Annotated in this window: 18 protein-coding genes; 11 read left to right on the top strand and 7 right to left on the bottom strand. The window is 67.3% G+C overall.

Features of this window, described 5'->3' with window-relative positions; all coding sequences use genetic code 11:
- Window positions 1–66: 66 nt before the first annotated feature.
- Window positions 67–1,662 (bottom strand): ATP-binding protein, encoded by a 1,596-nt coding sequence (locus DT343_RS14870; RefSeq protein WP_112863478.1) that lies wholly within the window; start codon window positions 1,660–1,662, stop codon window positions 67–69.
- Window positions 1,663–1,830: 168 nt separating this feature from the next.
- Between DT343_RS14870 and DT343_RS14875 the strand changes: the two genes are divergently transcribed.
- Genes DT343_RS14875 through DT343_RS14895 form a run of 5 tightly spaced genes read left to right on the top strand, consistent with a single transcriptional unit; the run spans window position 1,831 to window position 8,125 of the window.
- On the top strand, window positions 1,831–2,805 hold the full coding sequence (locus DT343_RS14875; protein ID WP_112863479.1) for a polysaccharide deacetylase family protein: 975 nt from the start codon (window positions 1,831–1,833) through the stop codon (window positions 2,803–2,805).
- 41 nt (window positions 2,806–2,846) lie between these two features.
- A complete protein-coding gene (gene pheS / locus DT343_RS14880) occupies window positions 2,847–3,923 on the top strand; it encodes a phenylalanine--tRNA ligase subunit alpha (RefSeq protein WP_091748933.1) in 1,077 nt (358 codons plus the stop codon).
- A gap of 4 nt (window positions 3,924–3,927) precedes the next feature.
- Entirely contained in the window at window positions 3,928–4,314 is a 387-nt protein-coding gene (locus DT343_RS14885; RefSeq protein ID WP_112863480.1) for a hypothetical protein, read from the top strand.
- Window positions 4,311–6,734, top strand: coding sequence for a phenylalanine--tRNA ligase subunit beta (gene pheT / locus DT343_RS14890; RefSeq protein ID WP_112863481.1), 2,424 nt, complete (start codon window positions 4,311–4,313; stop codon window positions 6,732–6,734). The genes DT343_RS14885 and pheT overlap by 4 nt, the downstream gene beginning before the upstream one ends.
- A 44-nt stretch (window positions 6,735–6,778) precedes the next feature.
- Window positions 6,779–8,125: an APC family permease gene (locus DT343_RS14895; protein WP_112863482.1), complete on the top strand. Its 1,347-nt coding sequence runs from the start codon at window positions 6,779–6,781 to the stop codon at window positions 8,123–8,125.
- A gap of 75 nt (window positions 8,126–8,200) precedes the next feature.
- Here DT343_RS14895 and DT343_RS17285 read toward each other — a convergent pair whose 3' ends face one another.
- The gene (locus DT343_RS17285; protein WP_146756768.1) at window positions 8,201–8,614 is read right to left on the bottom strand and encodes a hypothetical protein; all 414 of its coding nucleotides are present in this window, start codon (window positions 8,612–8,614) and stop codon (window positions 8,201–8,203) included.
- A 469-nt stretch (window positions 8,615–9,083) separates the two neighbouring features.
- Between DT343_RS17285 and DT343_RS14900 the strand changes: the two genes are divergently transcribed.
- Entirely contained in the window at window positions 9,084–9,695 is a 612-nt protein-coding gene (locus DT343_RS14900) for a DUF1134 domain-containing protein (protein ID WP_112863483.1), read from the top strand.
- A 128-nt stretch (window positions 9,696–9,823) separates the two neighbouring features.
- Here the strand turns inward: DT343_RS14900 and DT343_RS14905 are convergent, their stop codons facing one another.
- Both DT343_RS14905 and DT343_RS14910 read right to left on the bottom strand, forming a co-directional pair.
- Window positions 9,824–10,717 (bottom strand): SDR family oxidoreductase, encoded by an 894-nt coding sequence (locus tag DT343_RS14905; RefSeq protein WP_112863484.1) that lies wholly within the window; start codon window positions 10,715–10,717, stop codon window positions 9,824–9,826.
- Between the two features lie 8 nt (window positions 10,718–10,725).
- Window positions 10,726–11,958, bottom strand: coding sequence for an NAD-dependent epimerase/dehydratase family protein (locus DT343_RS14910; RefSeq protein WP_112863485.1), 1,233 nt, complete (start codon window positions 11,956–11,958; stop codon window positions 10,726–10,728).
- Between the two features lie 353 nt (window positions 11,959–12,311).
- Here DT343_RS14910 and DT343_RS14915 point away from each other — a divergent pair, with 353 nt between their 5' ends.
- The 4 genes from DT343_RS14915 to DT343_RS14930 all read left to right on the top strand — a co-directional run bounded on the left by DT343_RS14915 (window position 12,312) and on the right by DT343_RS14930 (window position 16,246).
- Window positions 12,312–13,331 (top strand): DUF4167 domain-containing protein, encoded by a 1,020-nt coding sequence (locus DT343_RS14915; protein ID WP_112863486.1) that lies wholly within the window; start codon window positions 12,312–12,314, stop codon window positions 13,329–13,331.
- A gap of 71 nt (window positions 13,332–13,402) precedes the next feature.
- The gene (locus tag DT343_RS14920) at window positions 13,403–14,725 is read left to right on the top strand and encodes a hybrid sensor histidine kinase/response regulator (protein ID WP_181669205.1); all 1,323 of its coding nucleotides are present in this window, start codon (window positions 13,403–13,405) and stop codon (window positions 14,723–14,725) included.
- Between the two features lie 45 nt (window positions 14,726–14,770).
- Window positions 14,771–15,445, top strand: a complete 675-nt coding sequence (locus tag DT343_RS14925) for a DUF4893 domain-containing protein (RefSeq protein WP_112863488.1) — start codon at window positions 14,771–14,773, stop codon at window positions 15,443–15,445.
- Window positions 15,446–15,505: 60 nt separating this feature from the next.
- Entirely contained in the window at window positions 15,506–16,246 is a 741-nt protein-coding gene (locus tag DT343_RS14930; protein ID WP_220116732.1) for a DUF4893 domain-containing protein, read from the top strand.
- Here DT343_RS14930 and DT343_RS14935 read toward each other — a convergent pair.
- From DT343_RS14935 to DT343_RS14945, 3 genes are all read right to left on the bottom strand, one after another.
- Window positions 16,243–16,719 (bottom strand): hypothetical protein, encoded by a 477-nt coding sequence (locus DT343_RS14935; protein ID WP_112863490.1) that lies wholly within the window; start codon window positions 16,717–16,719, stop codon window positions 16,243–16,245. The genes DT343_RS14930 and DT343_RS14935 overlap by 4 nt on opposite strands.
- Before the next feature lie 89 nt (window positions 16,720–16,808).
- The gene (locus DT343_RS14940) at window positions 16,809–18,461 is read right to left on the bottom strand and encodes a serine hydrolase (protein WP_112863491.1); all 1,653 of its coding nucleotides are present in this window, start codon (window positions 18,459–18,461) and stop codon (window positions 16,809–16,811) included.
- A 46-nt stretch (window positions 18,462–18,507) separates the two neighbouring features.
- Window positions 18,508–20,409, bottom strand: coding sequence for a BCCT family transporter (locus DT343_RS14945; RefSeq protein WP_112863492.1), 1,902 nt, complete (start codon window positions 20,407–20,409; stop codon window positions 18,508–18,510).
- Between the two features lie 160 nt (window positions 20,410–20,569).
- Between DT343_RS14945 and DT343_RS14950 the strand changes: the two genes are divergently transcribed.
- Complete coding sequence (locus tag DT343_RS14950; protein ID WP_220116733.1) at window positions 20,570–22,870, top strand: outer membrane beta-barrel family protein; 2,301 nt, start codon at window positions 20,570–20,572, stop codon at window positions 22,868–22,870.
- The last annotated feature ends 10 nt before the right edge of the window (window positions 22,871–22,880 follow it).

The following is a 22,880-nucleotide window of genomic DNA, read 5'->3' on the forward strand; positions in this document are numbered from 1 at the left end:
CGCGTCGCGAGCGTAGCGCAACAAGAATGACGCCCGCTCCGGTTTCCGGGGCGGGCGTTCTTCGTTTCAGGCGGCCTCTGCGATCTCGGCCACACGGCTCTGCGCCAGCACCATGCGGATGGCGTTCAGAAGGGCGTCGGGCTGGATCGGCTTTTGCGCCACGCCGTTCATGCCGGCGGCGATATAGTCCAGCTCGTCGCGCTCGTCGGCGTTCGCCGTCAGGGCCAGGATCGGCAGGTCGCCGGCCGGGCCGGGCAAGGCGCGGATAGCCCGCGTCGCGGCGACCCCGTCCATCACCGGCATCTTGATGTCCATCAGGGCCAGGTCGAACGGCCGAGCCCTGACGGCGTCCACCGCCTCGCGCCCGTTCTCGGCCATCTCGCAGGTGCAGCCGAACATCTCCAGCAGTTTGCCGGCGACGAAGCGGTTGGTGGCGTTGTCGTCCACCACCAGCACATGCAGGGTCTCGTGCGGCGTCGGCTCGGCCATGGCGGGGACTGTCGCCGTGCTCTCGGTGGCGACGCGCAGCGGCAGGCGCACCTGGAAGCGTGCGCCGCCCTGCGGCGAGGCGCCCAGCGAGATCGCGCCGCCCATCCGTTCGGCGATCTGACGACAGATGGCCAGGCCCAGGCCTGCGCCCGCCCCCTCGCGCCCGGCCTTGCCGGTGTTGAACGGGTCGAAGATGGTCGCGGCCGCCGCCTCGGGCACGCCGGGGCCGCTGTCGTCCACGGTGAAGATCACCTCGCCGTCGGCGTGGCTTTCGATCAGGGCGACGACCTCGCCCGTCAGGGTGAACTTCAGCGCATTGCCGATCAGATTGTTGAGCAACTGCTTCAACCGCATCCCGTCTGCCTGAACGCAAGGAACGGCCAGGTCGGTGCGGATGGTCAGGGCCAGGGCCTTTTCCTCGGCCCGCGCGCGCCACAGGGCGTCGATGTCGAAGGCGACGGCCGACAGGTCCAGCGGCTCCTCCTCCAGCGTCAGCATGCCGGCCGAGGCGCGCGACATGTCCAGCGCGTCGGTCAGCAACCGCAGCAGGCTCTGGCCCGAATCGATGACGGTGCGGACGTAGGGACGCAGCTCTTCCTGCTCCAGCTTCTTGTCCATCAGGGCCGCGACGCCCAGCACGCCGTTCAGGGGCGTGCGGATCTCGTGGCTCATCACCGCCAGAAACTCGGACTTGGCCCGGCTGGAGGCGACGGCCTCGGCCTCGGCCAGCGCCAGGTCGCGAACCAGGGCGCTCATTTCCTCGGCCCGCTGGCGGTGCAGGGCCGCGCCGGCCTGCACCACCTGCAGCGCCGTGCCGACGCCGACGTAGCGGCCGTCCGCCACCACGATGAAGCCGGTCAGCAGGGCGCCCAGCTCGGCCGCGTCGTAGGCGTGGAAGAAGGCCTCGGCGCTGGTCGCCGCCTCCGCCACCGGCGCATTGCGGTCCATCAGGCTTTCGGCGGGCTTTCGAGCATAAAGGGCGCGCCCGAACTCGGCCGCCATCCTCAGGGTGAAGGCGTTGCGTTCGATGATGCCGAGGGGGCGGCCATCGTCATCGACGACGGCCAGGGCCAGGGTGTTCGGCTCGGTCTGGAACCGTTCGAACACATCGGCGCCCGGCGTGGACGGGGCCACAGGCGCGATCAAGTCGACGAAATCACCGATCAGCGGCATCAAGGTCCTCGCAAGTCCGGAGGCCTGATTAGACGCTGATATTTAACGCCAGCTTTGCCGTTCATGAACCTTTCGCGGCGGGTTTTCGACAGTCGATCCGTAGGCGGATGGAAAGTCCGGACTGCGAGCGATATTCCCTCGCGCACGCGACTTCGATAGCCTCGCCGCATGATGCGCACCCTGATCTGCGGCCTGGTTGCCGCCCTCGTTCTTGTCACTCCCGCCGCCGCGCAGGACCGACGCGTCGCCGTGACCTTCGACGACCTGCCGTTTCAGACGGATGCGGCGACCCTGTGCGATCCGGCGCGCCTGATGACGATCACCCAGGATTTCGTCGCCATGCTGAAGCCGCTGGACACGCACGGCACAGCCTTCGTCAATGCGGGCAAGGTGTGCGAGGCCGAGCGCGCCACGATCCTGCCGCGCGTGCTGAACGTCTGGCTGGACGCTGGTCTGGACCTGGGCAACCACACCAACACCCATCTGAACATCCACTCGACGACGGTTGAGACCTATCTGGCCGACGTGGACGCCGGGGTGCCGATCGTTCGGCAGGCGCTTGAGGCGCGCGGCCAGTCCTTGCGCTGGTTCCGCCACCCCTATCTGTTCACAGGAGAGACACAGGAAAAGCACGACGTGATCGCCGCCGGCCTGGCCCAGCGCGGCTATACGATCGCACCGGTGACCCTCGACAACAACGACTGGATGTTCGCCGACGTCTATCGCAAGGCCGAGCAGATCGGCGATCAGGCGCTGATGCAGCGCATCGGTCAGGCCTATGTGGCGCATATGGCGACGGTGCTGGACTTCTTTGAACCCTACAGCGCCGAGGTGGCGGGCGGGCGTGAACCGGCGCAGGTCCTGCTGCTGCACGCCAACACCCTGAACCAGGCCTGGTATCCGCAGATCCACGCCCTGTATCTGGCGCGCGGCTATCGCTTCGTGCCCCTGGAGGAGGCGCTGGCGGATCCGATCTATCAGCACGCCGACACCTATGTGCGCGCCAATGGAATCTCGTGGCTGCACCGCTGGATGCAGACCGACGACCGGCCCATCCGCTGGGAGCCCGAACCGCCCGCCTGGATCGTTGCGGCCAACAAGGCGCCGGCGTCGGAGCTTGCGGCCATTGCATCGGCCCCTTGAAGGGTGACGAACGCGCGCGAGAACGCTAAGGCACAGCGCAAATGACCGATCTCGCCACACTCGAACTCGACCTGATCAACGCCATCGGCGGCGCGGAAACCGTCGCCGCCCTGGAAGAGGTGCGCGTTGCCGCCCTGGGCAAGTCCGGCTCCGTCTCCGGCCTGCTGAAGGGCATGGGCGCCATGAGCCCCGACGAACGCCGTGAGCAGGGGCCGATGATCAACGGCCTGCGCGACCGCGTCGCCGCCGCCATCGCCGCGAAGAAGACCGCGCTGGAAGCCGCCGAGCTGGATGCGCGTCTGCTGTCGGAACGCATCGATCTGACCCTGCCGGCGCGTCCGCGCAGGAAGGGCGGGGTCCACCCGACCATGCAGGTGATGGACGAGATGATCGCCCTGTTCGCCGAGATGGGCTTCGCCGTGGCCGAAGGTCCCGACATCGAGGACGACTTCCACAACTTCACCGCCCTGAACTTCCCGCCCAAACACCCGGCGCGGGAAATGCACGACACCTTCTTCCTGAAGCCGGACCCCGAGACGGGCGAGCGCAAGGTGCTGCGCACCCACACCTCGCCGGTGCAGGTCCGCACCATGATGTCGCAAAAGCCGCCGATCCGCATCGTCGCCCCGGGCCGCACCTTCCGTAAGGACTCCGACGCCACACACACGCCGATGTTCCACCAGATCGAAGGCCTGGTGATCGACCGCGACATCCACATGGGCCACCTGAAGACCACGCTGCAGACCTTCATCGCCCGCTTCTTCGAGCTGGACGCGGTCCAGGCGCGGTTCCGTCCGCACCACTTCCCCTTCACCGAGCCATCGGCCGAAATGGACATCCGCTGCGACCGTTCCGGCGGGAAACTGGTGTTCAACACCGGCGACGACTGGCTGGAGATACTGGGCTGCGGGATGGTGCATCCCAATGTGCTCAGAAACTGCGGCATCGACCCGGACGAATATCAGGGCTTCGCCTTCGGCATGGGCGTGGATCGGCTGGCCATGCTGAAATACGGCGTGCCCGACCTGCGCCCCATGTTCGACGCCGACACCCGCTGGCTGTCCCACTACGGCTTCTCGGCCTTCGCCGCCCCCAACCCGGCCTCGGGCCTGAGCTGAACCCATGACCACAGTAAACCTGCCTTTCCCGCCCGAATTCGCCCGTCAGCAAGTCTTCGAGGATATCCAGATCCCTTTGGCGGTCTTTTTCCGTCAGTTGGCGATGAGCAATGTCTCCATCGTCGAGGGGCGTGCGTTTCGACGTTGCAAGATCGAGGGACCGGCCGTGATGCTCGTCCTCGACGGCGTGGCTTTCGACGGCTGCAACATGGGGTTCGACGGAGGCGATGTTCGCAATCTGCTGCTTCGTCCGATGGGCAAGAAGGTGATCGGATCCGTGCCGTTCGCCATGTGCCTGTTCGAAAACTGTTCATTCAACGCCGTCGGCTTCACGGGTGAAGATCGACATCTTGAAGCGTTCCAGTCGGCCTTGAGCGGCGTCCAGCAATGAAGTTCACCCTGTCCTGGCTGAAGGACCACCTCGAGACCGAGGCGGATGTTCATCAGATCGCCGAGGCCATGACCATGGCCGGGCTGGAGGTCGAGGACGTGCTCGACCCCGCCGCCAAACTGGCGCCCTTCACCGTGGCCAAGGTTATTTCGGCGGAGCGTCACCCGAACGCCGACCGGTTGCAGGTCTGCCAGGTCGAGACGGTCGATGGGATGAAGGAGATCGTCTGCGGCGCGCCGAACGCGCGGGCGGGCCTGACCACCATCTACGCCCCCATCGGCGCCTATGTGCCGGGCCTGGGCGTGACCCTGGTCGAGAAGCCGGTGCGCGGCGTGGTGTCGAACGGCATGCTGTGCTCGGCCTCCGAGCTTGAGCTGTCGGACGAGAGCGACGGCATTCAGGAGCTGCCGCCCGAAATCCCCGTCGGCACGCCGGTCGCCGGCCTGTTCGGCGCCGAGCCGGTCATCGATTTCGAGGTCACGCCGAACCGGCCCGACTGGCTGGGCGTCGCAGGCATCGCCCGCGATCTGGCGGCCGCCAGCGTCGGCAAGCTGAGACATTTCGACATCGCCGTGGTGCGCGGGGCCTTCCCCTCGCCGATCAGCGTGCGGCTGGAGGCGCCCGAAATGTGCCCGGTCTTCGCCGGTCGCGTCATTCGCGGCGTCAAGAACGGCCCGTCGCCGGCCTGGCTGCAGAAGCGTCTGACGGCTATCGGCCTGCGCTCGATCAACCGTCTGGTCGATGTAACCAATCTGATCGCCTATGACCGCGCCCGGCCGCTGCACGTCTATGACGTCGCCAAACTGTCGGGAACGGAGATCGTGGTGCGGGCGGGGCAGGTTTCGGCCGCGACCGGCGAGCACGAACATCTGATCGCCCTGGACGGCAAGACCTACGCAGCATCCGCGGCCGACTGCGTCATCGCCGACGCCGGGGGCGAGCGCCCCATCGGCCTGGGCGGCGTCATGGGCGGGGAATCGACCGGCTGCGACGAGACCACCACCGACGTCTTCCTGGAAAGCGCCTGGTTCGACCCGCTTGTGATCGCCCAGACCGGCCGTGCGCTGGGCATCCATTCCGACGCCCAGTACCGGTTCGCGCGCGGCGTCGATCCGGTCTCGGTCACGCCGGGTCTCGAACTGGCCACGCGCCTGATCCTGGACCTGTGCGGCGGCGAGCCGTCGGCCATCGTCTTCGTCGGCGAACCCCCGGCGAGCCCGGCTCCCTTCGCCTTCGACCCCGCCTATGTGAAGCGCCTCAGCGGCATGGATCTGGACGACGACCGGATCGGGACCATCCTGGGTCAGCTCGGCTTCCTGGTTCAGGCCGCGCCGACCGGTCAGTCCGAGCCCTGGCTCGTCACCCCGCCGTCTTGGCGCCGCGACGTCGAAGGTCCGGCCGATCTGGTGGAGGAGGTCGCGCGGATCGAGGGCTTCGACAGCCTGCCCGACACGCCCCTGCCCGAGGCCACCCGTCCCGCCGGCGGGGTGCTGAGCCCCCGCCAGGCCCGCGTCCGCACCGCGCGTCGCGCTCTGGCGGCCCTCGGTTACGCCGAGGCCGTCACCTGGTCCTTCACCAAACAATCGACCGCAGCCCTGTTCGGCGGCGGGGATGATCGGCTGGTGCTGGAGAACCCGATCGCGGCCGATCTGGACTGCATGCGGCCCTCGGCCCTGCCGAACCTGATCCAGGCGGCGGCGCGCAACGCCGCGCGCGGTTTCGCCGACGCCGCCCTGTTCGAGATCGGCCCCATCTATCTGAGCGACGGTCCGACGGATCAGCGCACGGTCATCGCCGGCCTGGTCGCCCCGCACGCCGCCCGTCACTGGGCCGGCGCCGGAGAAGACGCTCTGTTCGCGCTGAAAGCCGACCTGAACACCCTGCTGGAGGAGATCGGCGCCCCGGTCGCTTCGCTGCAGCTGGTCCAGGGCCAGAACCGCGACTGGTGGCACCCTGGCCGTTCGGCCCGGCTGCAACTCGGCCCCAAAAATGTGATGGTCGAGTTCGGCGAACTGCATCCGCGCGTGTTGAAGGCGCTGGACGCCGACGGCCCCATGCTGGGCTTCGAAATCGTGCTGGACAATGTGCCCGAGCCGCGTGGGAAGTCGGGCAAGGCGCGGGGAACCGCCGATCTGTCGGCCTTCATGCCCCTGACGCGCGACTTCGCCTTCGTGGTCGAGGACGCCAAGCCGGTCGGTGATCTGGTCCGCGCCGCGACCGGCGCCGACAAGGCCCTGATCGCCGACGTGCGCGTCTTCGACGTCTATCGCGGCAAGGGCGTGGACGAGGGCTTCAAGTCCGTCGCCCTGGAGGTCGTGATCCAACCGCGCGAAGCCACCCTGACAGAAGCCGAGATCGAGGCCCTGACCGCCAAGGTCGTCGGAGCGGTCGAAAAGCAGGGCGGCAAGCTGCGGGCTTGAGGGAGCGCAGCGCCGTCTTTCGGGCGGCGCGGGGGACATAGGCGATGACGACGGAACCTCAGGCGGCCCAACCGGATCGCGGCCATCTGCTGCGCGTCCTGGGCGTGACGTTCGGCGTCGCCGTCGTGGTCGGCGGCGTCATCGGTCAGGGTATTTTGCGTACCCCCGGCGTGGTCGCCGAGGGGGTTCAGAACCCCACGATCATCATCGCCCTGTGGTGCGTCGCCGGTCTGGTCGCCTGGATCGACGCCATGTCGACCGTCGAACTGGCCGCCTCGATCCGCAAGACGGGCGGCCCCTATATCTTCGCCCGGCGCGCCTTCGGGTCGTTGACCGGCCTCGCCGTCGGCGTCTGCGACTGGCTGGGCAATATGGGCGGCATCGCCTTCATCGCCGTGGTCTTCGGCGAATATCTGCATCGCTTGGGCGTCGCGACCAGCGTGCCGATCGGCGTCCTCGCCCTGCTGATCGTCGTCGTGGTGGGCAGCGTGCAATGGCTGGGCACCAAGGTCGGCGGCCGCTCGCAGGAGATCGGCAGCGCGGTCAAGGCGGCCCTGTTCACCGTGCTGATCATCGGCCTGTTCTTGGCGCCGCGCGGCGCGCCCGTCGCGACCGAGATCGCGCCGGCGACGGCGGCGGCCCTGACCTTCGGCGGCATCGTGATGGCCCTGCGGGCGATCTCAGGCACCTATTATGGTTGGAACAGCGCCTCCTACTTCTGCGAAGAAGTGGTCGATCCGGGCCGGACCATCGCGCGGGCGACCTTCTCGGGCATCGCCGTGGTGACGGTGATCTATGTGCTGGCCAACCTGGCGTATCTGAACGTACTGACGCCGGCCGAGATGGCCGGGTCGAACCTCGTGGCGGCGGATGCGGCGGGGCGGGTGTTCGGCGATGTCGCGGGCCCCATCGTCACGGCCATTTCGCTGGTGTCGCTGGTGACGATCATCAATGCGATGGTCATGGTGTTCCCGCGCGTCCTGTTCGCCATGGCGCGCGAGTATCAGATTTCGGCCCTAACCCGGGTCGCCGCAAACGGCACGCCGCGTCTGGCCCTGATCGCCACCGTGCTGGCCGGCGGGCTGCTGGCCACCATCGGGGTCTATGAGACCCTGCTGACCTTCTCGACGTCGCTGCTGGCGCTGATGAGCGTGCTGGTGAATGCCGCCGTCATCGTCCTGAGGGTGCGCGAACCGGATCTGGAACGGCCGTGGAAAATGCCGCTCTATCCCCTGCCGGCGATCATCGCCCTGGCGATCAATACGACCCTGTTCGTAATCTTCGTGGTCGAGGACCCGCTGACGGCCGCCAAGGCGTTCGGAACCCTCGCCGTCCTGATCGCCGTGGCCTGGCTGGTCATCCGCCGCTCGGTAAGTTCTCGCTGGACTTGAGGCAACGGTTGCCGTTGGGACGACGACGCTTGGGTCTCGGCGGAGGTGCGGGAAGCCGAGTGTTCGAAAGACGATTCAGCCACGCAGCGATTTCTGGTCACGTCGCAGCAACACCACCATGATCTGAACGCCAAGCAAGGCAAGAATCCCGGTAGCCACAAGAATGTACCAAGGGACAGATGGCAGTTTGAGAAGATCCGATAGCGTCTTCGGCTCAGCTTCCAGGCGTTCCGGCCATAGCCCGTACATTTCTCTGATGGTGTTTGCTTCTTCGCTTCCACGTCGGAAAACGAAGGAACCTGAGCATCCTTGATGCAATAGGCCGTAGGTAAGTTCGGGATATCCATTCACAGCTGACTTATTCTGGACCGCGAATAGATAGTTGCCGCTCATTTGATCAGGAGGACCGTTGTTCCAATCAAATGGCCAATCGACGATGACGGTAGGCGGCAGATCACCCGAAATAACTTCTTTCACGCTGAAGGTCACGCGCGCGGCCTTCCACTCTCGCGTATCCGTAGCGTTCCGTTCCGATCTATTTGGTGCGAGCCACCGATCTAAACGGGACTGCTCTTGAGGATGCTCTGGATCAAAATTTATCACTCTACCAACAGCGATAGCGTCTGCATCGCGTATGCGATTGAGGTCCAAATCTATGTAAATCGGACAAGCAACTGCCGATCCTGAAGCCAGAAGACTAAGGCTCGCGGCCGTGATTGAAGCCCTTGCGATCATAAGTCTCTCTGTTGGTGAAGCATGTGACCACACGCTCAGATTGCTAAATATCAGGGAGTAACGATTAACAAGTCGAGGCGCACCCACAACTTCAAATCTGCGCGTTGACCGGTAAGACCCCGTTAACCTTGAAGCCGCAAGGCTGCCGCAAAGGTCGGGGACGGTGAGGCCAAGACCGGCGCGCCAGCCGGCCGTCCTCTCGTCGCCTTTCGGAGCGCCCTCCATGCATCGCCGCCAACTGATCCTCTCGGGCCTCGCCACTGCCGCCGGCGCCTCGTCTCTGGGCGCCTGCGCCTCGGCGCCGCCGCGCGATCCCGCCTATCCGATCCGCTCGGACCAGACGGCCCAGGCCTACAGCTTCGATGAACTAGTTTCGGCCGGCTCGCGCGAGCTGGGCATCGCGGCTGAGGTCGTGGGCGGCGCGATCGAACGCGTCTTCGCCGACCAGGGCGACCGTCCGACCGCCTATATCGCAGGCGAGGAAGGTTCTGGCGCCGTGGTCGTCGGCGCCCGCTACGGCCGCGGCGCCCTGCACATGAAGGACCTGTCGGCCTCTCAGGAAGTGTTCTGGCAGGGCGCGTCGGTGGGCTGGGACTGGGGCGGCAACGCCAGCCGCGTCTTCACCCTGGTCTATGGCCTGTACCACCCCGACATGATCTATCGCCGCTATCCCGGCATCGAGGGCTCGGCCTATCTGGTCGCGGGCCTGGGCGTGAATTATCAGCGCGCCGACGGCATCGTCCTGGCCCCCATCCGTACCGGCGTCGGCCTGCGCCTAGGCGCCAACGTCGGCACCATGAGCTACAGTCGCCAGCGCAATCTGCTGCCGTTCTAAGCCCCTTACCGTTCGTCATCCTCGGGCTCGACCCGAGGACCGGATGATCCGCCGCTCGTGCGAACGGGCTACGCACAGTCCGATCGGCTCCCGGTCCTCGGGTAAAGCCCGAGGATGACGTGATGTAATCAGCTCACCAATCGCAGCGGCGGCGGCGCGTCCATCAGCGTCGCCAGCCCCTCGCGCCAGCTGGGATAGGCGGGCCGCCAGCCCAGCTCGGCCTTGGCGAGGGCGTTCGAGACGCGCTTGGAGTCCAGATAAAAGCGACGCATCGCCTCGCTGACGCTGTCGTCGGTCCAGTCCACCTCTGGCGGGCGGGGCAGGCCCATCCGATCCGCCGCCCATTCCATCACCACATCGGCCGGCGACGGCTCGTCGTCGGTCAGATTGTAGGCGGCGCCCGGTCGCGGGCGGGCCATCGACGCGAACAGGCCCGAGACGATGTCATCTACATGGATGCGGTTGAAGACCTGGCCGGGCTTTCTGACCAGCTTCGCCGTGCCTTCCTTGAGCCGCTCGACCACGCTGCGCCCCGGCCCGTAGAAACCGGGCAGGCGGAAGATCTGGACGGTCAGCCCCATCCCCTGCGCCCCATCCAGCCAATCGCGTTCGGCCCGGACGCGGCGTGCGCCCTCCAGATTGGCGGCGTTAAGCGGCCCGTCCTCGAACACCCATCCGCCGGCCCGGTCGCCATAGACGGAGGTGGAGGAGACATAACCGATCCAGTCGGGCCAGGCGTCGCCCGCCAGAGGCCCCAGGGCCCGCAGACCGGGACAGCCTTGGGCGTCCGGCGCGGCGGTGATCAGCACGGCCGTCGCCGCCTCCAGCGACGTCTTCAAGGCAGCCGCATCGCTGGGGTCGATGGCCATGATCCCCTCGGCCGCCAGGGCGCGACGCCGCTCGGGATCGCGCGAGGTGGCGGTCGCCCGTCCGCCGCGGCGTATGGCCTCCAGCGCCGCCGCCCGTCCCAGATAGCCGCCGCCGAAGACCAGCAGATCGAGGGGAGGGGAGGCGATAGGCATTACGAAACTCAGGCCGTCAGAACTTGGGAAGGCGGCGCGTCGGCTGCCGGTCGCGCCTCATTTTCCAGCGCCTCCGCCCGGCGTTGGTTCCAGGCGGAGACGCACGGCACCCGACCCAGATCGGCCCGGTCGGCATAGCGGCGGGCGATGTCCGTGACCTCGTCCATCAGGCCCTGCGCCAGGGTGATCGGCTTCAGCCCTAGATTTCGGAACTGGTCGTTGGCGACGACGAGATCGTTCTCGTCGGCTTCCTGACGCGGATTGGCGACATTGTGGATTTCGGCGCCGGTCTTGTCGGCGATCATGGCCGCCAGATCGCGCACGCGGCGGCTCTCGGTCATCTGGTTCAGGATCTTGACCCGCTCGCCGCGTTTGGGCGGGTTCTTTAGCGCCAGTTCGACGCAGCGCACCGTGTCCTGAATATGGATGAAGGCCCGCGTCTGGCCGCCCGATCCATGCACCGTCAGCGGATAACCGACCGCCGCCTGCATCAGAAAGCGGTTCAGCACCGTGCCGTAATCGCCGTCATAGTCGAAGCGGTTGATCAGTCGTTCGTCCTGTTTGGTCTGCTCGGTCTGGGTGCCCCAGACGATGCCCTGGTGCAGGTCGGTGATGCGCAGATTGTCGTTGCGGGCATAGAACTGGAACAGCAGGGCGTCCTGCGTCTTGGTCATGTGATAGATGCTGCCCGGATTGGGCGGGAACAGGATTTCCTGCTCGGCGGGGCCGTTGTCGGTCTCCACCGTCACCTTCAGATAGCCCTCGGGAATGCGCAGGCCCGCCGTGCCGTAGCCATAGACTCCCATCGTCCCCAGGTGCGCCAGGTGGACGTCCAGGCCGCTTTCGACGATGGCGGCCAGCAGATGGTTGGTGGCGTTGATGTTGTTGTCGACGGTGTACAGCTTGTGCCGCGCCGACTTCATCGAATAGGGGGCGGCCCGCTGCTCGGCGAAATGCACGACGCTGTCGGGGGCGAAGTCGCGGATCAGGGCGACCAGGCGGTCGAACTCCTTGCCCACCGTCATGTTGACGAAGCCGATGTCGCGGCCGGACACGTCCTTCCACGCCTTGATCCGCTCGCCCATGGTGCGGATCGGCGTCAGGGACTGGACCTCCAGCTCGTTGTCGATATTCCGGCGGCTCAGGTTGTCGACGATTGTCACGTCCCACCCTTCGGCCGACAGATGCAGGGCCGTGGGCCAGCCGCAAAAACCGTCGCCGCCCAGAACCAGCACGCGCATGGGATAGCCTCGTCGTCGTCTCAAAGGTCATGCCTAGCCCAGCCGTCGCGCTTGGCAAAGCGGCGCTGTGCAAGGTTCGGTGCGACGCATTGACGAATATCGCTTGGAAAGGCCGCGCACTCGGGTTAAGTCTCTGCCGTCTCCCACTCAATCGCAGCTTTACGGGCGCATACCCGGCTGTTCGCGGCTTGAGCCGGCCATGACGGTCGGTCCCGAAAGGACCGGCGCACCATGCGGGCGACAAGGCATTCCGACAGTTCGACAATCGGGGATCGGCCCCGAGCGAGACGGAACCACGAAACGGACGGAACCGGCCTTCAGGCGTTGGTCCGCCCCTGCACACGGTAGCGCGAATGAGAGATTTCAAGGGCATGAAGCGTCAGCGCGGACGCAATCGGAACAAGGCGGGCGCCAATAACGCCAACAACGCCAATCCGAATCGTTCGTGGGATTCGCAAGGCCCCGAGAACATCAAGGTCCGGGGCAACGCCCAGACGGTGTACGAGCGCTATCAGCAGCTGGCCCGCGATGCGGCCTCCAGCGGCGACCGGGTGTTGGCCGAAAACTATCAGCAGCACGCCGAACACTATTACCGCGTCCTGCGCGCGCTCCAGCCGCAGCGGTCCTTCTCGGACATCGCCGCGCGCGAACAGTCCAACCAGGGCTTCGACATCGATTTCGAGGACGAATCCGGCGCCCAGGCCGCCGCCTTCGTCGCCGCACAGCAGGCCGCCGACCGTCAGGCCGCAGAGGCCGCCGAACGCGCCGAGCAGAACCAGAACCGCGATCAGAACCGCGACCGCGACTACAATCGCGACCGGGACCGGGACCGTGACAACCGCGACCGCGACCGCGATCAGAACCGTGACCGTGACCAGAACCGCGACAGCCAGCAGCCGCGCGAACCCCGCGAGCCGCGCGAGGGCGACGAGGTCCGCGCTGAGGGCGAGGGCGGCGGTCGTCGCGAAAGCCGTCGCGAACGCTGGGAGCGTCGCCGCGAAGAACGCAATCGCCGCTTCGACAATCAGGATGGCGCCCAAGACGGCGCTGAGGGCGCCGCCGCTGCCTACGCCGAGGCCGACCGCGCCGAAGCCGTCAGCGAAGCGCCTGTCGTCGAGACGCCCGTCAATGCGCCTGTCGCTGAAGCGTCGAGCGTAGAGGCGCCCGCTGCCGATGAGCGTCCCGCACGCCGACCGCGCCGCACCGCCGCTGCTGTCGCGGCGGACGAGGGCGACGCCCCCACCGCCTTGCCGGGCTTTCTGACCCGCGCGCCGGTGTCGTCGGCCCCGACCGAGCAGGCCGAAGGCGAGGCGACACCGCGTCGCCGAGCGCCGCGTCGCAAGCCCGAAGCCGCCGCAGCCAGCGAAGACTGATAACAACCCAAGCGGGTACGTTTACCTGAACGCAACTCTTGCGCGTCATTCTGATGCGTCGGAGGGGCGTCATGGATTTCGTCTTGCTGGTCCTGTCTCTGGCGCTTGCCGGGACCTGTTCGGGCGTGTGGCTGTGGCTGCGCGCGGATGAGGCGGCGACCCGGCTGAAGCGTGAGAACGCCCGGCTTGAAACCCGCCTGGGCCGACAGACGCAAGGGCTGCGCCGGGACCTGTCGACCGCCGAAGCCGAGGTCGAACGTTTGACCGCCGCCGTGCGCACGCGAGGCGAGGTGATGCAGGCCCTGGGTCGCGAGCTGCGTACGCCCCTGACCACCATCCTGGGCTTCACCCAGCTTCTCCGCCTCAACGATCAGACCGATCCCCTGTCGACACGACAGGATCAGGCCGTCGGTCAGATCGAGGCTGCGGGCGGGGTTCTGCTGGCGCTGATCGAAGAGACGGACGCCTTCATGACGTGCGAAGACGGCGGCGGCGCTCAGGCGATCCACCGCGTCGATCTGCGTCTGGCGCTGCGTCAGGTCTGCGACGGTCTGCAATCCCAGGCGCGAGACGCCGGCGTCGCTCTGGCCTGCCCGCCGGCCGCCCACGGCCTGTGCGTCATGGCCGATGCGGGCAAGGTCCGCCGCCTCCTGCGTCGACTGGTCGAGAACGCCCTTCGCCATTCGTCGCCCGGCGGGACCGTGCGAATGGAGCTGTCGCGTGTCGACGATGACATCCGCCTCGCCATCCACGACGCGAAATCAAGGCCGCAGGGCCAAGGGGCGGAGCGGCTGTTTCGCCCTCTGGACGGCCGGGACGCGCGCGGCGGAACAGCTCTGGGCGTCGCCTCAGCCCAGCGCCTGGCCGAACGGATGGGCGGGACGTTGGCGATGCAGAATGATCCATCAGGCGGCGCCGTCTTCTCGCTCAACGTGCCTGCCGCGCCGTCCCCTGGCGTCACGCCGGTCGACGCGCTCTCGAAACCGGCAGTGGCGCTCTATATCGAGGACAACGCCGCCAACATCGCCCTGATGCGTCAGGTCGCGCGCGGTCTCGGCCTGACCCTGCATGCCGCGACCACAGGCGCGGAGGGGCTGGATCTGGCGCGCGCGCTCGGCCCCGACGTCATCCTGCTCGACATCGGTCTGCCCGACATGGACGGCTATGAGGTCAAGGCGCGGCTGGACGTCGATCCCCTGACGCGCCACGTCCCCGTGCTGGCGCTGACGGCCGCCGCCTCGCCTCGGGACAGCGCGCGTGGGCGCGCTGCGAGCTTCGACGCCTGGCTGGCCAAGCCCCTGGATCTCGCTGCATTGGGCGCGGCGCTGAACGATGTACTGGACGACGGTTCGGCCTGTCCCGGCCTTGACGACGAGGGGCGCCAGAGGGCCTAAGAGGCTTAAGTTCGCCCGTAAGGTCGCCCCCCAAGGGAAGCGTTGATGCGTCTGTTCATTTCGTCCCGCACGCTCGTGCGCCGCCTGGCGCTGCTGGCGGCCCTGTGCGCCGTCGCCGCCTGCGCCTCGACCCCGCCGCCGCCGCCCCCGCCGCCGCCCGGCGCGGCCGGCGCCCTGATGGACTGGCGCGGCGTCATCACCTCGGCCGACCGGGATCGCTATCGCCGCGTCGACGCCGCCTGGACCCTGGCGCTCCAACAGGCCAAGCGTCAGCGCGGCTCCGGCGATCTGAACAGCCTGGGCGATCTGATCGACCCCAAGGCTGACCGTCCCGGCGTCGCGCCGCCGCCCGGCGACTATCGCTGCCGCACCGTCAAACTGGGCACCCAGGGGGGCGAGGACGGGCTGGGCTATGTCGTCTACGGCTGGTTCGCCTGCCGCATCGAACAGACGCCGAAAGGCCTGAAGTTCTCCAAGCTGACCGGCTCGCAGCGCCCCTCCGGCCTGCTCTTTCCCGAAGACGACCGCCATATGGTGATGCTCGGTTCGCTCGCTTTGGCGCAGGAGCCCGCCGCCAACACCTATGGCCGCAACCCCGACCGCGATCTGGTCGCCATCCTGCAACGCATCGGCGAGGCGCGGTGGCGGCTGGTCCTGCCGTGGCCCAACACCGAATCCAATCTGGACCTGATCGAACTGGTCCCGGCGCCGCGCGGCTAAGGTTCGGCTGAACCTCGGGCGCCCTGTCACGTTCGGTCATGACAACCGATGGAGACGCTGATGCGCCGCACCCCTCTGGCCGTTCTGGCCCTGATGACCACGACCGCCCTGGCGGCCTGTGGCGACAACAGTCCCGCCGCTCCGACCGAGGCCTCGCCCGCCGTCACCACGCCCGCGCCCGGTGTGCCGGCCCAGGCCGCACCTGAGGCGACGGCGACGCCGCAACCTCAGACGCCCCCCGCCGAGGGGATGCAGGGCGGGACCGACGACTGGCGCAAGGTCGCCAACACAGTCGACGCCAGCTTGCTGGGCCGGCTGGATCAGGCCTGGCGGATGGCTCGCGCCGAGGCCGAGGAGGGGGGCTTTTCGCGTCAGGTCGAGGCCTTGGGACCCCTCGCCGACCCCAATGCGGGGCAAAGCGGCCGCGTCCAACCTGGTCAGGGGAACTATCGCTGCCGCACCATCAAGATGGGCAGCCGCAACGGCTCGGGGCTGGCCTATGTCGAATATCCCTGGTTCCGCTGCACGGTCGAAATGACGGCGGGCGGCGACCTGATCCTGACCAAGCTGACGGGCTCGCAGCGGACCCGGGGTCTGATCTACCCCGACACCGACCGCCGCGGCGTCTACATCGGCGCCCAGGCCTGGGGCGCCGACGAGAACCGGTATCCGGCCTACGGCGACAGCGCCGAGCGGGATCAGGTCGGCGTCATCGAACGCATTGGCCAGAACCGCTGGCGCCTGGTCCTGCCGTGGCCCAAACAGGAAGCCAAGCTGGAGCTGCTCGAGATCACCGGCTAGCGCGCGCCGGTCGATCGGCTGATCGCCGCGCGCATCCCTTCGGCGTGAAGCGCGCCGGAGGGGGCTATCTTGGTGTTCGGCGTTTCGCTGGGCCCCAGATCGGCGGTGCGATCGTCCGGCCCGGTCCAGGTCGGGCTTTCGGCCTTGCGACGAACGGCCTCACGCAGATTCTCGGTCGCCGTCGCGGCCGCGCCGCCGGATTTAGGGCCGGATTTACGCCGGTCCATCTCATCGGCGACGCGGGCGATGGCTTGGGTCAGCAGCGCCTTCTTCTCGCGCGCGCCCGCATCCGGGCCGCTCTCTCCCGCACGAACGCGCCCTCGGATCTGACGCTGAACTCGATCGCGCCGCGCACGCAGCCGCCCGATCAGGTCGCGCAGCTCCGCCGGCGAACGCTCGGCCAGCGCCTTCGTCTGTTCGACCATATCCGCCTCGTCGCGATCCAGCGCGCGCGGGTTTGGGGTCTTGGACATGACGGTCTCCCTTTCGATTGATGGGAAGACAGCGTTAGGGCGACGGGCTCGTTCCGGTTTGCGACCCTGGGTCACAGGGTCGTCCCAGGTCACACGCGCGTCAGCCTCAGGTCCTGATAGTCGTAGCTGAAGTCGATGTCGGGGCTGACCCCCTTCACCGTCGCGGTCGCCGGTTTGGCCGTCAGGATCGAGAAGGTGACGAAGGCGTCCTCCTCGCGCTTGTCCGGGAAACGGGTGCGGAAGGTCTCGCCGTCATACGGCTCCAGCCAGCCTTGCAGGGCGGGCGTATGGGTAAAGCTCAGCCACAGGCCGCTCTTGCGATTGCGACCGCGCCCCTCGTTCTTTGGCGCAATGACGATGTCGCCGTACCACGGGTCGCGCCAGGTGCCGGCGTAGGCTTCCAGCGGCATGGACGGGGGCGCGCCGGCCGCCTGTTTGGCGTCGATTTCGGCTGCGGCGGCGATGGATTTCGCATTGCCCTCGGCCTCCAGCTTCTTGGAGTCCGCGATCCAGTCCACATCGACCTTGCCCATGCAGATGTCGGTGATGCCGGACCGCAGGGCGCGCAGCAGGAAGCTCTCCTCGCCGTTGGAGAAGACGCTGAAGCCGGTCTTGCGGCCGGGGATCAGCACCGTGGCGGAAATGCCGCCGGGCGAGCCGCCGCCGTGGCTGGCGATCCGCTCGCCGCGATAGTCCTGAACCTGCAGCCCCATCGCATAGGTCGAGGCGATGGAGCGGTTGGGCAGTTCCGCCGTCGGGCCGGCCGACGACCCGACGATGATGTTGGGGCGATACATCTCGCGCGCCGCATCTTCGGAATACAGCCGTGTCCCGTCGGGCAGCTTGCCGTCGTTCAACCGCACGGCGATCCATTTGGCCCAGTCGGTAGGGGTGGTGCAGATGCCCCCCGCCGCCGCCGCCGAATCCCAGTTCCACACCTCGACGATGGACTTGGCGATCGGCGTCATCGCCCCCTGATAGCGCAGCGGCGGCCCAACCCGGCCGTGGGGCAGGGCGGACTTGGACGCATCCGCCAGACGCGCCAGCGGCACGGTGTCGGTCATCCCGACCTTGTCCAGGATGCGGGTCTGGATGAAGGCCTCCCAGCTCAGGCCCGACACGGCCTCCAGCACCGCGCCCGCGACCACGAACATCAGGTTGCAGTAGTGATAGCGCGCGCGGAATCCGTCCTCGATCGGCACGAAGGCGGCTTGGGCCAGCACCTCGGCGCGGGTGCGGTCCGAGTTGGGCCAGAACAGCAGGTCGCCGGCGCCCAGGCCGAACCCGGCCCGGTGGCTCAGCGTATCGCGCACCGTGATGTGTTCGCCGATATAGGGATCGGACAGGGTGAAGCCGGGTAGATAGGTCCGAACCGGCTCGTCCCACTTCACCTTGCCCTCGTCAACCAGGATGGCCAGGGCGGCGGCGGTGACGTTCTTGGTGTTGGAGGCGATGGCGAACAGGGTCTGCTCATCGGCCCGCGCCGGCTTGCCCTGAACCTTGACGCCATAACCGCGCGCCAGAACGGTCGCCCCGTCCTTGACCACTGCGACGCCCAGCGCAGGCTGATCCGGCCATGCCGCCATGCACCTGGCCACATAGGCGTCCACCGCCGCCGCCAGCGACGCATCGTCGTTCGCCGGCGTGCTCTGAGCTGTCGTTTGGGCGAACACCGGCCCCGCCGCCAGCGCCGCCGCGCCTCCGGAAGCAAACAGGGTGCGGCGCGACAGACGAGGGGACATGGCGAACTCCAGCGAAGACCGCCGGACGCTAGCGCCCCTTCGTCGTCTAGGCCAGTCGCCAGCGTTGAAGCTTTTCCAGCACGTCGGCGACGATTTGGTCGCGGGTGAAGCCGGTGATGTCGTGGGGGCGTTCGCCTTGGCCGGTCTGAGCGGTCAGTCGCCATTCCAGCAGACGTCGGCCTTCGCGCGTCTCGCGCTGGGTCACGGCGGGACGGGGACGCGAGCGGGCGCCAAGGCGATAGATGAAGGTGCGTTCGCCCTGTTTGACCGTCAGCCAGGCGACGCCGTCGTCACGCCCGATCTCGGAATCCGCCGCCTCGGCCTCCATGGCCGCGTGAACCGTCTGAAGCGCAGGCAGGCCGTGGCGCTCGATCTCATCGTTGATGTCGCTGCGGCTGGCCGGGGCCAGGATGCGTTTCAGCTGCTGCGCCAGGGGAGGGCCCTCGGTCTCGAGGCTGCGGCCGGCGACGTCGGCGTTCATTTGGCGCACCAGGCCGATCGATAGCAGGATCATGATCAGCACGAAGGGCAGGGCGGCGGCTAAGGTCGCAGCCTGCAGCGCGCCCAGCCCGCCCGCCAGCAGCAGGGTCGCGGCGATCAGGCCCAGCAGCAGGCACCAATAGACCCGCTGCCAGCGCGGCGTGTCGTCGGCGCCGCCGGAGGCGATGGTGTCGATCACCAAGGCCCCCGAATCGGCGGAGGTGACGAAGAAGACCGCCACCAGCAGGATCGCCAGGCCCGAGGTGAAGGCCGCGCCCGGCAGTTGCTCCAGGAAGTAGAACAGGGCGGTCGACAGGTCCGCCGAGACGGCGTTGGAAATCGCGCCCGCCGCCTGGCGCATGTCCAGGCTGATCGCCGTATTGCCGAAGACGGTCATCCACAGGAAGGTGAAGCCGGCCGGCACCAGCAACACGTTCAGCAGGAACTCCCGCACTGTTCGCCCGCGTGAAATCCGGGCGATGAACATCCCAACGAAAGGCGACCAGGCGATCCACCAGGCCCAGTAGAACAGGGTCCAGTCCGCCATCCAGGCGCGCGGCTCATAGGCGTAGAGGGTGAAGGTCCGCTCGACGAAATGGCTGAGGTAGAAGCCGAAGTTCTGGACCAGGGCCTTGAACAGGAAGCCGGTCGGCCCGACCACCAGCACGAACAGCATCAGCAGCACCGCCAGAACCAGGTTCAGCTCCGACAGACGGCGCACCCCCTTGCCGACCCCGCTCATGACCGAGGCGGTCGCCGCCGCCATGACCACGACGATCAGCCCGACCTGAACCCAGGCCGTGTTGGGAATGCCCAGCAGATAGGTCAGGCCGCTGTTCATCTGCGACACGCCGAAACCCAGAGACGTGGCGATGCCGAACGCCGTGCCCCAGATGGCGAAGATGTCGACCGCATCGCCGATCGGCCCGTTGACGCGCTTGCCCAGCAAGGGCGACAGGCCTGACCTCAGCGTCAGCGGCAGACCCTTGCGGTGCGCGAAGAAGGCCAGGCTGAGGCCCACCAGCGCATAGATCGACCAGGCGTGCGCTCCATAGTGGAAGAAGGTGATGCCCATGGCCTGACGCGCGGCGTCGAAGGTGCGGCCGGCGCCCTCGGGCGGATTGATATAGTGCTGGACCGGCTCGGCGACGCCGAAATACATCAGGCCGATCCCCATGCCGGCGGCGAACAGCATGGCCAGCCAGGACAGATAGGGAAAGTCTGGCTCGGCGTCGTCCGGCCCCAGCTTCAGCGCGCCCGTGGGGCCGATCGCCAGCACCAGCACCAGCCCCACGAAGGCGGCGACCGAGGCGATATAGAGCCAGCCGAAGGTGTCGATCACCCAGCCCTGAACACTCTGAAACAGGCGGTCGGATTCTCCCGGCGCGACGATGGCGACAAGCAGCAACAGCGCGATGATGGCGCTCGCGCCCCAGAACACGCGGGGGTTCATCTTCGTGGTCAGCATCGGGTCAAAGCGTATGGCGAAGCTGACAGTTCCCAGCTTGGCCACAACCGCGCCGTCTCGATGAAGAAGATGTAACTTTGCGATTCAAAGTAACGTCGATAGTCAGGCTTATCGACGGGCGCAAACAGACGCCCGCGCACTCTTTCAGGATCGCCGGGGCATGACCTCTTCCAAACTCGTTCTCATGCTGGGTGCGGCCGCCGTCGCCCTGCCCGGCGCCGCTCTGGCTCAATCCCAGAATTCGTCCCAGACCGCCTCGCAGACCCCGCCGCCGGCGACGACGAGCCAGCCGGCCGCCCAAACCGCGGCGACGACGGCGCAGACGCCCGCGCCGCTCACTCAGACGACCGAACCGGCCCAGCAACAGCAGCCCGCCAGCGTCGGCGACGTGGTCGTCAACGCCCGCGCCGCCGATGTGCGCACCTCTATCGATTCCACCAGCTACAGCCTGGCCAATGATCTTCAGGCCACGACCGGGACCCTGGCCGACGCCCTGCGCAACATCCCCTCGGTCGAGGTCGACCCCGATGGCAACGTCAGCCTGCGCGGCGATTCCAATGTCACGATCCTGATCGACGGCCGCCCGGCGACCCAGTTCAACGGCCCCAGCCGCGGCCAGATGATCCAGCAGATTCCGGCCGCGCAGTATGCCCGCATCGAAGTGATGACCAATCCGTCGGCGGCCTACAGCCCCGAGGGTTCGGGCGGCGTCATCAACCTGATCTCCAAGCCCACCACGGTCCGCCCGACCCAGACCACCAACGGCTCGATCCGCGCCAATGTCGGCGACGGCGGCCGCTACAACATCGGCGCGAACATCGCTCATGTGAACGGCAAAACGACCCTGACGGCCGATGTCGGCATCCGTCACGACGGCTATCTTGCCGAAACCAATCGCGTGCGCGAACGTCTGGACACGGGCTCGGGCCGCTTCCTGGAGTCGCGCCAGAGCCAGGACATCGACGGCGCCTCCGACAGCGCCTACCTCCGCCTGTCCGCCCAATATGATCTGGACGCCAAGACCCAGCTGGTCGGCGAACTGCGTCACACCGACGTCGACGCAGGCGGCGACGGCGTCACCCTGTACGAAGCCGACAATGCGGCCGGCGGCATCGGTTCGGCCTATCGCCGCAGCGGAGACGGCCGCTTCAAGGGTCAGTTCTCGGGCGCCACGGCGCGAGTGCTGCGTCGCTTCGACGACCAGGGCCACGAATGGACCAATGAGGTCCGCTTCGACCGCAACAACTTCAACTTCACCTCTGACAGCTTCGTCGATCAACAGATCCCGGTCGCCGCGAACTTCATCGAGGCCACCGCCAACGAAAACCATCAGGACCAGTGGGGCGTCACCAGCGCCTATGTCCGGCCGCTGTCGGACGGCGGCAAGCTGCGCCTCGGCTATGAGCTGCAGGCCACGCTGCTAGAGCTGGACAACCGCGTCGCGCGCGGTCCGACCCAGGCGGCCCTGACGCCCGACCCGCTGGTGTCCAACCGCTTCGACGTCGATCAGGTCGTCCACGCCCTGTACGTCACCTACGAGAAGCCCTTCAGCGAGAAACTGTCGGCCCAGTTCGGCCTGCGCCTGGAACAGACGAACCTGGATTTGAATCAGGTCACCAGCGGCGTGAAGACGTCCCAGGATTATTTCCGCGCCTATCCGACCGGCCACCTGTCCTACAAGCTGAACGACAAGGACACCGTGCGCGCCAGCTACAGCCGTCGCATCCAGCGTCCCGGCCCGGCCGATCTGAACCCCTTCCTCACCTATGGCGACCCGCAGAACTATCGCTCGGGCAACCCGGATCTGGAGCCGCAGGAGACGGATTCGTATGAGCTCAACTGGCAGCGCCGCGTCCAGCAGACCTTCTACCAGGCGACCCTCTATTACCGCGACACCAACAAGGCCTTCACCCAGACGACCGTCGACCTGGGCAACGGCGTCTTCCTGACCCGGCCCGAGAACCTGGGCGCCAGCACCTCGACCGGGCTTGAGCTGGTCGCCAACGGCCCGCTGCTGCCGACCCTGCGCTACAGCGCCAGCCTGAACGTCTACCGTCAGGAGATCGACGCCGCCGGCATCGTCGGGGCCCAGGATCGCTCGGGCGACGCCGTCTCGGGGCGCCTGTCGCTGAACTGGCAGCCGACGCCCAAGGACTTCGTCCAGATCTCCGGCGTCTGGAGCGGCGATCAACTGCTGGCCCAAGGGGTGCGCGAGCAGTCGACCCTGGTCAACCTGGGCTATCGCCGCAAGCTGAACGATGCCTGGTCGATGCAGATGACGGTGCGCGACCTGTTCGATGACTTCGGCTCGACCACCACCCTGACGACCCCGACCTTCCGCGACCGTTCCGAGCAGACCTTCGGCGGGCGTGCGGCCTATATCGGCCTGACCTGGAACTTCGGCGGCGGGCAGCGTCGCCCCGAACAGTTCGACTTCCAGGGGCCGACGACCGGCGGCTGACGAGGCGTTG

This window comes from Brevundimonas vesicularis, assembly GCF_900445985.1.
GTDB lineage: Bacteria > Pseudomonadota > Alphaproteobacteria > Caulobacterales > Caulobacteraceae > Brevundimonas > Brevundimonas vesicularis_D.

Excerpts from the sequence above, each read along its gene's own strand:
- DT343_RS14870 (WP_112863478.1), bottom strand. The coding sequence starts at position 1,662 with ATGCCGCTGATCGGTGATTTCGTCGACTTGATCGCGCCTGTGGCCCCG.
- DT343_RS14875 (WP_112863479.1), top strand. The coding sequence starts at position 1,831 with ATGATGCGCACCCTGATCTGCGGCCTGGTTGCCGCCCTCGTTCTTGTC.
- pheS (WP_091748933.1), top strand. The coding sequence starts at position 2,847 with ATGACCGATCTCGCCACACTCGAACTCGACCTGATCAACGCCATCGGC.
- DT343_RS14885 (WP_112863480.1), top strand. The coding sequence starts at position 3,928 with ATGACCACAGTAAACCTGCCTTTCCCGCCCGAATTCGCCCGTCAGCAA.
- pheT (WP_112863481.1), top strand. The coding sequence starts at position 4,311 with ATGAAGTTCACCCTGTCCTGGCTGAAGGACCACCTCGAGACCGAGGCG.
- DT343_RS14895 (WP_112863482.1), top strand. The coding sequence starts at position 6,779 with ATGACGACGGAACCTCAGGCGGCCCAACCGGATCGCGGCCATCTGCTG.
- DT343_RS14900 (WP_112863483.1), top strand. The coding sequence starts at position 9,084 with ATGCATCGCCGCCAACTGATCCTCTCGGGCCTCGCCACTGCCGCCGGC.
- DT343_RS14905 (WP_112863484.1), bottom strand. The coding sequence starts at position 10,717 with ATGCCTATCGCCTCCCCTCCCCTCGATCTGCTGGTCTTCGGCGGCGGC.
- DT343_RS14910 (WP_112863485.1), bottom strand. The coding sequence starts at position 11,958 with ATGCGCGTGCTGGTTCTGGGCGGCGACGGTTTTTGCGGCTGGCCCACG.
- DT343_RS14915 (WP_112863486.1), top strand. The coding sequence starts at position 12,312 with ATGAGAGATTTCAAGGGCATGAAGCGTCAGCGCGGACGCAATCGGAAC.
- DT343_RS14920 (WP_181669205.1), top strand. The coding sequence starts at position 13,403 with ATGGATTTCGTCTTGCTGGTCCTGTCTCTGGCGCTTGCCGGGACCTGT.
- DT343_RS14925 (WP_112863488.1), top strand. The coding sequence starts at position 14,771 with ATGCGTCTGTTCATTTCGTCCCGCACGCTCGTGCGCCGCCTGGCGCTG.
- DT343_RS14930 (WP_220116732.1), top strand. The coding sequence starts at position 15,506 with ATGCGCCGCACCCCTCTGGCCGTTCTGGCCCTGATGACCACGACCGCC.
- DT343_RS14935 (WP_112863490.1), bottom strand. The coding sequence starts at position 16,719 with ATGTCCAAGACCCCAAACCCGCGCGCGCTGGATCGCGACGAGGCGGAT.
- DT343_RS14940 (WP_112863491.1), bottom strand. The coding sequence starts at position 18,461 with ATGTCCCCTCGTCTGTCGCGCCGCACCCTGTTTGCTTCCGGAGGCGCG.
- DT343_RS14945 (WP_112863492.1), bottom strand. The coding sequence starts at position 20,409 with ATGCTGACCACGAAGATGAACCCCCGCGTGTTCTGGGGCGCGAGCGCC.
- DT343_RS14950 (WP_220116733.1), top strand. The coding sequence starts at position 20,570 with ATGACCTCTTCCAAACTCGTTCTCATGCTGGGTGCGGCCGCCGTCGCC.